The organism is uncultured Nitrosomonas sp., assembly GCF_902826915.1.
Lineage (GTDB): Bacteria > Pseudomonadota > Gammaproteobacteria > Burkholderiales > Nitrosomonadaceae > Nitrosomonas.
This window is the reverse complement of record NZ_CADEGP010000079.1, coordinates 1-11844: the sequence shown is the minus strand read 5'-3', so window position 1 is coordinate 11844 and position 11844 is coordinate 1. Positions and strand designations below refer to the sequence as shown.

Annotated in this window: 11 protein-coding genes and 1 pseudogene; 6 read left to right on the top strand and 6 right to left on the bottom strand. The window is 45.1% G+C overall.

Annotated elements, in window-relative coordinates:
- Positions 1–100, bottom strand: a 100-nt coding sequence (locus QZV86_RS13840; RefSeq protein WP_366925701.1) for a hypothetical protein, incomplete at its 3' end; no start/stop codon positions are given.
- A gap of 360 nt (positions 101–460) precedes the next feature.
- Here QZV86_RS13840 and QZV86_RS11985 point away from each other — a divergent pair.
- A pseudogene (locus QZV86_RS11985) lies at positions 461–801 on the top strand (IS30 family transposase); the annotation flags it as partial.
- 34 nt (positions 802–835) lie between these two features.
- Here QZV86_RS11985 and holA read toward each other — a convergent pair.
- The 4 genes from holA to QZV86_RS11965 all read right to left on the bottom strand — a co-directional run bounded on the left by holA (position 836) and on the right by QZV86_RS11965 (position 5569).
- On the bottom strand, positions 836–1870 hold the full coding sequence (holA, locus tag QZV86_RS11980; protein WP_295628432.1) for a DNA polymerase III subunit delta: 1035 nt from the start codon (positions 1868–1870) through the stop codon (positions 836–838).
- Positions 1871–1903: 33 nt separating this feature from the next.
- The gene (gene lptE / locus QZV86_RS11975) at positions 1904–2419 is read right to left on the bottom strand and encodes an LPS assembly lipoprotein LptE (RefSeq protein WP_295628429.1); all 516 of its coding nucleotides are present in this window, start codon (positions 2417–2419) and stop codon (positions 1904–1906) included.
- 20 nt (positions 2420–2439) lie between these two features.
- A complete protein-coding gene (gene leuS / locus QZV86_RS11970; protein ID WP_295628426.1) occupies positions 2440–5127 on the bottom strand; it encodes a leucine--tRNA ligase in 2688 nt (895 codons plus the stop codon).
- 235 nt (positions 5128–5362) lie between these two features.
- Positions 5363–5569: a dodecin gene (locus QZV86_RS11965; protein ID WP_295628423.1), complete on the bottom strand. Its 207-nt coding sequence runs from the start codon at positions 5567–5569 to the stop codon at positions 5363–5365.
- Between the two features lie 179 nt (positions 5570–5748).
- On the opposite strand from QZV86_RS11965, the gene QZV86_RS11960 reads away from it, so the two are divergent.
- On the top strand, positions 5749–6534 hold the full coding sequence (locus QZV86_RS11960) for a M48 family metallopeptidase (RefSeq protein WP_295628420.1): 786 nt from the start codon (positions 5749–5751) through the stop codon (positions 6532–6534).
- 7 nt (positions 6535–6541) lie between these two features.
- Here QZV86_RS11960 and QZV86_RS11955 read toward each other — a convergent pair whose 3' ends face one another.
- On the bottom strand, positions 6542–6925 hold the full coding sequence (locus QZV86_RS11955; protein WP_295628417.1) for a VOC family protein: 384 nt from the start codon (positions 6923–6925) through the stop codon (positions 6542–6544).
- A 320-nt stretch (positions 6926–7245) separates the two neighbouring features.
- Between QZV86_RS11955 and QZV86_RS11950 the strand changes: the two genes are divergently transcribed.
- The 4 genes from QZV86_RS11950 to QZV86_RS11935 all read left to right on the top strand — a co-directional run bounded on the left by QZV86_RS11950 (position 7246) and on the right by QZV86_RS11935 (position 11816).
- Positions 7246–7737 (top strand): chemotaxis protein CheW, encoded by a 492-nt coding sequence (locus QZV86_RS11950; RefSeq protein ID WP_295628414.1) that lies wholly within the window; start codon positions 7246–7248, stop codon positions 7735–7737.
- 62 nt (positions 7738–7799) lie between these two features.
- The gene (locus QZV86_RS11945) at positions 7800–9521 is read left to right on the top strand and encodes a methyl-accepting chemotaxis protein (protein ID WP_295628412.1); all 1722 of its coding nucleotides are present in this window, start codon (positions 7800–7802) and stop codon (positions 9519–9521) included.
- A gap of 467 nt (positions 9522–9988) precedes the next feature.
- Complete coding sequence (locus tag QZV86_RS11940) at positions 9989–11107, top strand: radical SAM protein (RefSeq protein ID WP_295628410.1); 1119 nt, start codon at positions 9989–9991, stop codon at positions 11105–11107.
- Between the two features lie 7 nt (positions 11108–11114).
- Complete coding sequence (locus QZV86_RS11935; RefSeq protein ID WP_295628408.1) at positions 11115–11816, top strand: hypothetical protein; 702 nt, start codon at positions 11115–11117, stop codon at positions 11814–11816.
- Positions 11817–11844 lie beyond the last annotated feature (28 nt).

Genomic DNA, 11844 nt, shown 5'->3' with positions numbered 1-11844 from the left:
TAACATACAATCTGGGCAGCCTTTTTAGGTTGTATGCCATAGCTTGTAAGATATACCAGGCATGCGCTTGTGTTAATCGTGTCCTGAAACGAGACAGCACCGAATGATCCGGAACATCCTCCTCCAGACTCAGGCCCAAAAAACCGCATCACGTGCAGATTCGCGTTAGCCATGTCTTCAACGGATTCATCACTGAGTCCACCGTGCCAGATTCCTGCCAGCAAAATATTTTGAACAGCAGCAATCCGGGATAGGCAGGACGGCCTGCGGCATCATATGTGGGGGCAATAATATTCAACGATTGCTTTTTCTATCAATTCCCAATCAAATCAGGTAATCGATTTGATTGGGAAAGTTTCCTTTGCGAGTGCGGCGGGTGACATCAAACTCTGAAAAACTCATATCAACTAACTCAACAATATGATTAAAAACATTATTATATCATCATCCACGCCTGAAAATGACTCTAACCGTGCAAAGTTCTTACACCATGACATTCGACAACAGGAAAGAGTTTGCGGAGCATGAAATCATCGCAGCGGAACTGAATGCGGATGTTTATTTCGCTCACCCCTACCATTATTCATGGGAGCGTGGCTTGAACGAGAACAGCAATGGGCTGCTGCGACAGTATTTCCCCAAGGAGATGGAATTGACTAGGACTACCCAAGAACAAGTGCAGTGGATAGACTCAACCATCGGCCACGCAAGGTGCTTGGATTCAGAACCCCGTTTGAGGCATTCTTCGGGAAGACGGTGCGCTGCACCAAACCACCGTTAGGCGTTGCACTCCGAAATTGAATCCGCGCTGTAATAGGTTGAAATAGGAGCAAGGTTACTTCGCAACGCTCACGAAATTTCTATTTTCATGAATTATGAGGCGCAATCCCAATTGCAACAATTCATCCCAGACATCCCCTCGCGCAACTCCCTTAATCATCCGGTCTATTTCTGCGGCATCGGATAAACTTTGCATTAGCGCTTTCAAGCTGACGCGGTTGACCGCAGTTTGTGCTGATTTCTGCCGGTCACCCCAAATTCTGGCGGTCTGTAGTAACTGTGTGAGTGATTGACCCGTGTCGAGGCCCTGGCGAATAGTAATCAGCTGTCGTATTTGTTCAGTCAGAGTGGCGAGAATCAGCAGCGGGGCAGTGCCTTCACCTTGCAAACCGGTCAGAATACGAATAAAGCGTGTGGCATCTGCATTGATCATGGCATCTGATAATTGAAAGGCATCATAGCGCGCCACATTCAGCACGGCATCTTTTACTTGCTCGAAAGTTAGGCTGCCACTAGGGTAGAGTAACGCGAGTTTCTGAATCTCTTGATGTCCGGCGAGCAAGTTGCCTTCAACTTGATTCGCTAAAAATTGCAACGTAGCAGAATCAGTCTTTTGTTGTTGTCTACCAAGACGTTGCCCGATCCAGTCAGGTAATTGATTGCGTTCGATGGTGTAAACTTGGACTAGAACGCCGGTAGCCTCAAGCGTTTTGAACCATTTTGTCGCTTGTCCTTGCTTATCGATCCGAGGTAGTGTGAAGAGGGTGAGCGTATCGGGAGGCAATGCACTGCAATAGTTTTCGATCGCTTTACCGCCTTCCTTGCCGGGCTTGCCGGAAGGGATGCGGATATCCATAATTTTGCGATCACCAAACAAAGACAGGTTATTGCCGGCATTCAGCAAATCAGACCAATCGAAGTGCTGATCCACAGCGAACAGTTCGCGTTCGGTATACCCATGCTGCTGCGCATGAGTGCGGATTAAGTCTGCAGCTTCTAAAATCAGCAACGATTCATTGCCAAATAAGGTGTACAGCGGTGCGGTTTGCTTTTGTAGGGATTGCGATAATTGATCGAGTTTTATACGCATGGTGATGGGGTATTGCCCGAAACGATCACGGCATTACTGTATGCTTTCGGCAGGAAATTTAATCGTTGACAAACGCCACAGGATTTGTTGAATGGCATCGGATTGCATGTCTTTTGCCAACAATCTTTCTTCCGATTCTTTGGCAAGGATTTGTGCATCCAGAAACGGCAGAACGCGGGTTAAGGATATTTCAGTATTTGGCATAATTTCAATGCCTCTGTTATCCAACACACGATAGTTCACCCGGTAAATCAAATTAAAATCCCGTACGCGACCGCCACCAGACAAAGACAAAATAGCTCTTTCATTAACTGCACTGATAATATCTAGCGTTGCTTCGGCTTCTGCGGTGCTGTCAACTAGACGGGTTGTCGGCGTGGCTTTGATCATACGCTCCATTTCTATGCCGATCGTATGTCCATCCGGCGCCGTAACATACATGGTCTTGAACGGTAGCGCAGCTGCTTGTCCGCGTAGATTAAAACCGCAGGCTGTCAATAAGACCACGATGATCAGAATAACTAGATGCTGTTTATGTATGTTTATCATGGGCTAAGGATGCAAATTATTTATACGACGATATTAACCAATTTTCCGGGCACAACAATGATTTTTTTTATAGTTTGTCCTGCGGTAAATTTCTGTACCTGCTCATCAGTCAAAGCGGCTTTCTCCATCGCTTCTTTTTCAGCATCCTTGGCAACACAGATTTGTCCACGTAGTTTGCCATTAACCTGCACAATGAGTTTGATTTCGTCTTGTACCATTGCAGTATCATCTGCTTGTGGCCAAGGTTGAGCAAAAAGCTCGGTGCCCGGCTTGAGTTCATGCCAAAGCTCATGGCAGATATGCGGAACAATCGGGGAAAGCAGCAGCACAATATTCTCCAGAGCTTCCTGCATCAGGTTACGGCTGGTAGGATCGTTGCCCTGACATTTTGCCAGGCTATTCATAAGTTCCATTACAGCAGCAATGGCGGTATTGAACGTGTGACGACGTTCCAGATCATCCGTTACTTTGGCGATAGTTTGGTGCAGTTGGCGACGCAGGGCTTTGAGTTCCGAAGGCAGCGTCTGGTGTAATGCGGGATCAATCTTGATCACACCAAGCTGGAGATGGACATAAACCTGCCGCCATAAACGTTTGAGAAAACGGTAAGCGCCATCGACGCCAGCATCGGCCCATTCCAATGTTTGTGTCGGTGGACTAGCGAACATCATGAACAGGCGAGCAGTATCGGCACCATACTCTTGCACCAGATTTTGCGGATCAACGCCATTATTCTTGGATTTCGACATGGTGCCAATACCACCCGATTCAACCGGTTGGTTATCCGCCAGTAAAATTGCGCCGCAGCGTTTGCCTTGCTCGTCATACTGAATCTGAACTTCGGAGGGGTTGTAATAGGGAGTCCGTCCGCCGCTGGTTTTGCGGTAAAAAATTTCATTCAGCACCATGCCTTGCGTCAGCAGATTGGCAAACGGTTCATCCACAGCCAATAAACCCAGATCGCGCATGACCTTGTTCCAGAAGCGCGAATACAGCAAATGCAAAATAGCGTGCTCAATGCCGCCAATGTATTGATCGGCTGGCAGCCAGTAATTAACGCGCTCGTCAGTCATTGTCTGGTGTTGATCCGGGCAAGCATAACGCGCGTAATACCAGGATGAATCGACGAAGGTATCCATGGTGTCGGTTTCCCGACGCGCGGGTTTGCCACATTTGGGGCAGGTGCATTGGTAAAAAGATGGCGTTTTTGCCAGCGGATTGCCCGAGCCATCGGGTACCAGATCCTGCGGCAGTACGACCGGTAATTGATCATCCGGCACTGGTACTACGCCACAGTCGGTACAATGAATCAGCGGAATTGGACATCCCCAGTAACGTTGGCGTGAAATGCCCCAATCGCGCAAGCGATACTGCACGCGCTTATTGCCGAGACCTTTAGTTTCAAGGTCAACAGCAATAGCATCGATTGCAGCACTAAAGCCAAGGCCATCGTATTTTCCAGAATTAATGCAGACACCGTCTTTCATGTCATAAAAATCCTGCCAGGATTCGGGAGAAAAGGTGTAATTAGCTAGGGCTTCTTTATTTTGAGAAATACCTTTTTCGTTCCAAGTACCACTCTCAATTTCTTGTTCGATAGAGATAGTAATACCGGGTTTAATAACCTGTTTTATAGGAAGTCCGTATTTCTTGGCAAATTCAAAATCACGCTCATCATGTGCAGGAACCGCCATCACCGCGCCTTCGCCATATCCCATCAACACGTAATTGGCGACCCACACGGGTAGTTTTTGATTGTTAAGAGGATGAATTACGAATAACCCGGTATCTATGCCTTTTTTCTCTTGAGTAGCCAGATCGGCTTCTTTGGCTGAGCCGAGTTTGCATTCTTGGATGAAAGCTTGCAGGGATGGATTGTTCTGAGCGGCATGCAGCGCAATCGGATGTTCGGCGGCTACGGCCACGTAGGTTGCACCCATCAGCGTATCCGCGCGGGTAGTGAATACTTTCAGGTCTTGCGGCGTACCGGATTCGGTATCGGCGGGGAAAGTAATGTCAACACCGTAGCTTTTGCCAATCCAGTTGGCCTGCATGATCTTGACTCGTTCCGGCCAGCCGGTCAGGGTATCCAGAGCGGCAAGCAGTTCATCCGCATACTGAGTGATCTTTAGATAATACATCGGAATTTCGCGTTTTTCCACCGGAGCCCCAGTGCGCCAACCGCAACCATCAATCACTTGCTCATTGGCCAGCACTGTTTGATCAACTGGGTCCCAATTGACCGTGCCGGTAGTCTGATACGCCAGTCCCTGCTCCAGCATACGCAGAAACAGCCATTGGTTCCAGTGATAATAGCTCGGGTCACAGGTGGCAATCTCGCGCTCCCAATCAATACTCAATCCAAGGCTTTTCAATTGCTTGCGCATGTAAGCAATGTTGTCGTAAGTCCATTTGGCAGGAGAAACATTATTTTGCATCGCGGCATTTTCTGCAGGAAGACCGAACGCGTCCCAGCCCATTGGTTGTAATACGTTGAAGCCTTGCATGCGGCGGTATCGCGACAATACGTCACCGATGGTGTAATTTCGTACATGCCCCATATGCAACTTGCCGGAAGGATAGGGGAACATCGACAAACAGTAGTATTTAGGTTTTTCAGGAGTTTCGATTGCTTTGAATGCGGATGTTTGTTCCCAATATTGCTGCGCGTTTTTTTCAATTTCCTGGGGGTGGTATTTTTCTTGCATGGACGTGGAGTTTGGTTTTTACTTAAAGATGGCTAATTATAGCGTGAAGTATTTAGATGGAATGTGTCTATTATTGGTTCTTGTTGACAGCAGTGGTATTCGGTTGGCCCTATACGGGATTCTCTGTTAGCAGAATAAAACCCATTAGAGTTTTACCCTAAATGCACTGCCTCAAGATTAAGATTGCCTGCATTGTGCTATGTTTCAGAACAGGCGCGGCAATCTTGTTGATAGATTAATCCAGACGAAAGCCGATTTTAAGTTTTACTTGATAGTGCGCAACTTTGCCATCAACGATATGTCCACGTGTTTCCACTACTTCAAACCAATCCAGGTTACGCACGCTTGTACCAGCTTTCGCAACTGCGAGTTGGATGGCGTCATCACTGCTTTTGGTTGATGAACCAACAATTTCGATGATTTTGTAAATATGGTCACTCATTTCGGATCCCCTATACTATTGTTAAGAATTGAGTTATACCATATTCTTGGTTATCCGCTGCATTAGTCTTTGTGTTCATTATTAACCAAAATTATTTACATACCCTTGTGTTTCACAAGTTGTATCATGGTCAGAGTGAGATGAAATTCCGCTGATCCAACGTACGGAGAATATTAATTATGAAGTTCAGATTATTACTAATTCTATTCATTATCATTTTACTCGCGGCTTGCGCGACCACGCCCACGGGGAGAAGCCAACTGGCTTTCATGCCTGACAGTGAGCTTGATGCAATGGGGTTGCAGGCATTTACAACGATGAAGAATGAAAAATCAATTAACCAGAATACGCGAGAAAATCAGTTTGTGCGTTGCGTTGCAAACGCTATTACTCGTGAAGTTGGGGGAGACTGGGAAGTGGTGGTATTTGAAGATGATACGTTGAATGCATTTGCTTTGCCGGGAAATAAAATTGGTGTTCATACTGGGTTGGTTGATCTTGTCGATAATCAAGATCAGTTAGCTTCCGTGATCGGTCATGAGATTGGCCACGTGATGGCGAAACACAGTAATGAACGGATGTCGCAGAAATTGGGGGCGCAAATGGGAATGTCCATCGTCGCAGCGGTCGCTGCACCGACTACCCCCATGGGACAAACCGCATTAGGCTTGCTTGGAGTCGGGACACAATATGGCTTGATTATGCCGTTTAGTCGCTTGCATGAAAGTGAAGCCGATGCAATTGGTATTGAATTGATGGCAAAGACTGGATTTAATCCTGCGGAAAGTATTACATTATGGCAGAAAATGGCGCAGGCCAGCCAGGGGGAACAACCGGCAGAGTTCCTGTCGACGCACCCGTCCCATGAAACCCGAATTGATGATTTACGAGCGCTCCTACCTAAGGCCAACAAGATGATGCAGCAAGCACGCGCAGCCGGCAAGAATCCCAATTGTAAAAAATAACAGCTTATTATCCAGGCTCTGGTTCATCTGCCGGGAAATCTAGTTCAACTTTTGCACCGTCTGGGTCATGACAGAATAATTGCCAGATTTCCAATCCTTTGAGGCGGTGCAATTCATACTCGATATTGTATTGTTTTAAGGTGTTAACTACGGTTTGTAGATTGGATGCGGTAAACGCCATGTGATCGATGACGCCAGCAGCATTGGCGGGCATAGGTCTGCCCGCCATGATATGCAGTATCGATCGATCCCCGACATAAAGCCATGCACCCGGAGACGCAAGAGGTGGGCGATAACCTTCTTTAAGCCCCAAGATATCGATGTAAAAAGCCTTGCTTCTTTCTAAGTTACTACTTAATACCGTGAAATGATTTATGCCTGCGATAGCCATTTTGTAGTTGTCCTTTGTAACTATAAGCTTAGTTTATATCGTGCGTAATAAAATAATTTACCGTGCAATCAATTAACCAATTGAATGAAAACGAAACATTCGAAAAGACCATTTAATTATGACCATTAATCAATAATATTTTTATTACTATTATTTTTACAGATATAAAGTGATTTTGTTCGCCTGCTCCTAGTTTGATTGATTACCGATTCTATTAAAATCTGCAAACTCATTTAAGAAAGTATTCCTTTTTCCGTAAATCATAACCTGCGAACTAGCATAAGGTTCGTGTTTTTCATATAGAAGATGGAGTGAGATTTATGTTGCAAGAGCGAATCGCAAGTTTAGCAGATAGTCATTTAAACAACGAGTTTCTAACTTTTTGCCTAGGAAAGGAAGAATATGGGATAGAGATTCTTAAAGTACAGGAAATTCGTGGTTATGATGCTATTACTCAGATTGCCAATGCGCCTAATTTTATCAAAGGTGTCGTCAATCTGCGTGGAATTATCGTGCCCATTATCGATATGCGGATTAAATTCAAGCTGAGTGATGTGACGTATGATCAATTTACCGTGGTAATTATTTTAAATGTATCCGGACGTGTCGTAGGAGTCGTAGTGGATGGTGTGTCAGATGTAATTACTTTGGAATCAGAACAAATGAGGCCTACACCGGGATTAGGCGCAGTAATTGATACTGAGTACATTATGGGGCTTGGTGCCGTCGGTGAACGTATGTTGATATTGATTGATATCGAAAAACTGATGAACAGCAGTGACATGGAATTGATTGAGCAAAGTATAGATTGATGAGATTCTGACAAGTTTTTCTATAGATTTGGAACGAACTGTGAATTTTTAAGGAGGTTTTTATGTTGAAGAATATAACGATACAGTCGAGACTGGCATTAGTAATAGGCATGTTATCGGTATTGTTGGTAGGTGTTGGTGCCTTGGGTTTGTATGGTATCAATCAGTCTAACGATGGTTTAAAGACGGTTTATGAAGACCGCACGGTAGTTCTGGGAGATTTGAGTTTGATACTCGATCGGATGCATCGCGTTCGTCTCAACGCAGTAATGACAGCTAATATACAAGATGTTGCGGTTGCTAAGCAGCGTGTTGTAATGACTGCTGAAAGGGATGCTGAAATCAATGCTACATGGCAGAAATTCATGGCTACTTACTTGACACCTGAAGAGGAAAAGTTAGCGAATACTTTTGCTCAACAATGGCCGATATATAAAGAAGCTCGTGACCGTACAATGAGTCTGGCCATAGCAGGGAATTTTGAGGCAGCTGCTGATAATGCTACAAATGCTGCGACGCCAAGTTTTGATGCAGTGCATCAAACTATGTTTGATTTGATTGAATTGCAGTCAAGAGTTGCAGGTCAGGAATATGCAGAAGCGCAAAGCAATTATAATTTTGTGTTTACAATGACCAGTGCAGCTATAGGATTGGGTGTGGTTCTGGCAATTATTATTGGCCTACTTTTGATTCGCACCATTGTTGGTCCGCTAAATGAGGCGGTTGTGGTTGCGAATGCAGTGGCATCGGGTGATTTGACTAGCCGAATTGAGGTCAACTCAACCAATGAAACCGGGCGTTTATTGCAAGCGCTTAAAACCATGAACGAGAATTTAATTAGCCTAGTGAGCAAAGTGCGCACAGGAACTGATCAAATTGCCACCGCCTCTGGTGAGATTGCCTCAGGCAATACTGACTTGAGTCAGCGTACCGAAGAGCAGGCTTCTAGCTTGGAAGAAACCGCATCTTCCATGGAAGAATTGACTTCTACCGTGAAGCAAAATGCCGATAATGCACGTCAAGCCAATCAGCTGGCGGCAGGAGCATCTGAAGTTGCAGTAAAAGGTGGAGCTGTAGTTGGCCAGGTAGTGCAAACTATGAGTTCAATCAATGAAAGCTCCAAGAAGATCGTGGATATTATCAGTGTCATAGACGGTATAGCATTTCAGACCAACATTCTGGCGCTGAATGCTGCAGTCGAAGCGGCGCGTGCAGGTGAACAAGGTCGCGGTTTTGCGGTAGTGGCTACCGAAGTGCGCACACTGGCGCAACGTTCAGCCGCGGCAGCGAAAGAAATCAAGGAATTGATCAGCGATTCAGTAGCTAAAGTAGAAGATGGCACTCGTTTGGTGGATGAGGCCGGCACCACGATGGATGAGATTGTAATTGCGGTTAAGCGAGTAACCGATATTATGAGTGAGATCTCAGCGGCATCTCATGAACAAAGTTCAGGTATTGAGCAAGTAAATCAGGCTGTGTCGCAGATGGACGAGGTTACGCAACAAAATGCGGCTTTGGTCGAAGAAGCCGCTGCAGCGGCCGAATCCATGAGTGATCAGGCGCAAGCTTTGACTCAAGCAGTCAGTGTCTTTAAAATATCTGGCGGAGCTGGCTATACACAGGGTATGCCAATTAAAAGAAATAATCGTTCTGCATCAGTTGCCAAATTATCAAATAGAGTGCCTGCGAAGAAAGCAACGGTGAAGTCCGACGAGGATTCCGCCTCAGCACAGTCACGCAAAGTCGCGTCCGGTGGCGGTGGGGATGATTGGGAACAATTTTAGTCCGAGGCGAATCAGACTAGCATAAGTTTAGTCGCTTACAGCTGCCGGACTAAAGAAATTTTGATATAAGCACCACTCAATTACCGAGTGGTGCTTTTTTATTTGATCAGAGAGCGATGCATCTGATTTGCACGGCGACGAGGAAAGAGGCGGTGTTTTTGGCGTATCTTAGTAAGCGTCCAGCGGGCAAATCTCGGATGCTTCTTCATCCCATTTCTGCTGATAATTCTATCGCAATATCATTTAGATAAAGTCTGATCTTCTTAATTAGCATGAATCCTCAACTTAAATGGTTTTTATTGCTGAGAATTGAATATAATCTCAACACACAAACAATAATATCCTGTTACAGCATAAACCTGAGACTTGATACGTAAATTAAAGGCCCTCTGAGATTTGGATTGCGTTGCTGCTCAGTTCACTTCTGACCCACTACTTTCAATTCCAGAACAAAGGAATCTTTAGCCGTGCTTTACCATACCAAAAAAGTAGAGATTAATTTAGGCTATGCGTGCAATGCTAAATGCCCTTTTTGCTATTACTATGATTCCGTCATCACGAAATCCAATGAAAACACGCTGACTACAGAACAAGCGAAAAAACAGCTCAAGCAAGCCAAAATGCTTGGGGTACAAGAAATCGAGTTTACCGGTGGAGAAGTGACGCTACGTAAGGATCTGCCCGAATTGATCATGTATGCTAAAAAAGAACTTGGCTTTTCCATTGTCTGCCTGATCACAAACGGTATTAGGTTATCTAAGCGGGATTACGTCGCCAATCTCGTCGCTGCAGGCATTGATGATATATTGTTCAGTATCCATGGTCATGATGCGCAGACTCATGATGATCTGACAAAGGTTCCACGCAGCTTTGATCACATTCTGGAAGCTATCGATCACGCCAATGAATTTGGTTTAAGGGTGAGAACCAACACCGTTGTCTGCAAAACAAATTTCATGTATCTGACTGAAATTATGCAGTTGCTTATTAGAAAGAAGGTCGATAACATCAATTTTGTGATGTTCAATCCGGTGCTGCAAGCAAAGAATATTGATATCGTTAAAGAAGTATATGTCAATTACGCAGACGCAGGCCGAGAGATTATTAGAGCAATCAAGTCGTGCGAAGCTGAACTCCCTCATTTCAATGTAAGGTACATGCCCTTTTGCTTCCTTCCTGGTTACGAGCAATATGTGACGAACATGGATCAAATGACCTTTGATCCCGACGAATGGGACAATTTCACAAGTTTCCAGATCAGAAAAGGCCGTCTCATTACCTGGCTCTGCCTGATACTCGGCATTCTAAAAATACCGTATCTTACTTTTGTTAGCAAGTATGGCTTCAGAACGGTGTGTACGGCAGGACTCAGCCGCTTCTATGTATTCAAAGATAGAATTAAAACCAAAAATTGCAAAAAATGTGCTTATGAGAATGTATGTGACTACCTTTATCGGCATTATCACGACATCTATGGTGAAGCAGACGTAATCCCTATACCTGGAAAAAAAGTATGTAACCCGGCGTGGGTTATGAATGCGGCAAAAATACGCAAACCGGGTGAGCTGCCTAAAAAGATAAACTGAGTCGCATATGAATCTGGGTGAATCTCTATACCGTATCAGGAGACGGGCGTCACTTGTCGGCATGTGGATTAAGTTGTGCACAGGTCACGGCTTACCCTTCAACGAGACTGTCAATTCGGAGAACTTCATGTTTTGCCGTAGTAAACTGTCTTGCCTTCCTCTGCTTCCTTGGGATTGCGCGGACTTGGAGCTATCGAATCTTACTATTCAAGACGACAAACAGATTTACGTCATTCCCAATTCGGCGAGTCAGGCAATCTCCGCACACGATCTGTGCTGGCATAAAGCACCGGACTCCGAACACTACTGGCCCCTAAAATTCTTTGCGCGAATCCCTTTTGCACCGGGCAATCCGATTGGAGATATTCAACTGGCTTGGGCTCGTTCCCGGTTACAAAATTTGTTCACCTTCAGTTTGATTGGCAATCTAACGGATGATCTTTACATCAAACGCCAAGTTACCCGGCAGATGGAAAAAATAATGTTGTCGTGGATCAGTGCAAATCCATGGCTAAAGGGCGTAAATTATATTTCTACAATGGAATGCGCACTCAGACTGATAAGTATCTGCCATGCATTTGATAGAGTAAGAAATGAGAAAATTAGCCCGCAAACTTGGCAGGCAATTGTGTATCTTGTACACAGCCATGCCTACTTCATCCGGCGCAGACTTTGTCTTTTTGAATCGTCCCGGTATTTCCGGAGATAAAATGGTTTGAGAGGAGGAAGAGATGAAA

Excerpts from the sequence above, each read along its gene's own strand:
- holA (WP_295628432.1), bottom strand. The coding sequence starts at position 1,870 with ATGCGTATAAAACTCGATCAATTATCGCAATCCCTACAAAAGCAAACC.
- lptE (WP_295628429.1), bottom strand. The coding sequence starts at position 2,419 with ATGATAAACATACATAAACAGCATCTAGTTATTCTGATCATCGTGGTC.
- leuS (WP_295628426.1), bottom strand. The coding sequence starts at position 5,127 with ATGCAAGAAAAATACCACCCCCAGGAAATTGAAAAAAACGCGCAGCAA.
- QZV86_RS11965 (WP_295628423.1), bottom strand. The coding sequence starts at position 5,569 with ATGAGTGACCATATTTACAAAATCATCGAAATTGTTGGTTCATCAACC.
- QZV86_RS11960 (WP_295628420.1), top strand. The coding sequence starts at position 5,749 with ATGAAGTTCAGATTATTACTAATTCTATTCATTATCATTTTACTCGCG.
- QZV86_RS11955 (WP_295628417.1), bottom strand. The coding sequence starts at position 6,925 with ATGGCTATCGCAGGCATAAATCATTTCACGGTATTAAGTAGTAACTTA.
- QZV86_RS11950 (WP_295628414.1), top strand. The coding sequence starts at position 7,246 with ATGTTGCAAGAGCGAATCGCAAGTTTAGCAGATAGTCATTTAAACAAC.
- QZV86_RS11945 (WP_295628412.1), top strand. The coding sequence starts at position 7,800 with ATGTTGAAGAATATAACGATACAGTCGAGACTGGCATTAGTAATAGGC.
- QZV86_RS11935 (WP_295628408.1), top strand. The coding sequence starts at position 11,115 with ATGAATCTGGGTGAATCTCTATACCGTATCAGGAGACGGGCGTCACTT.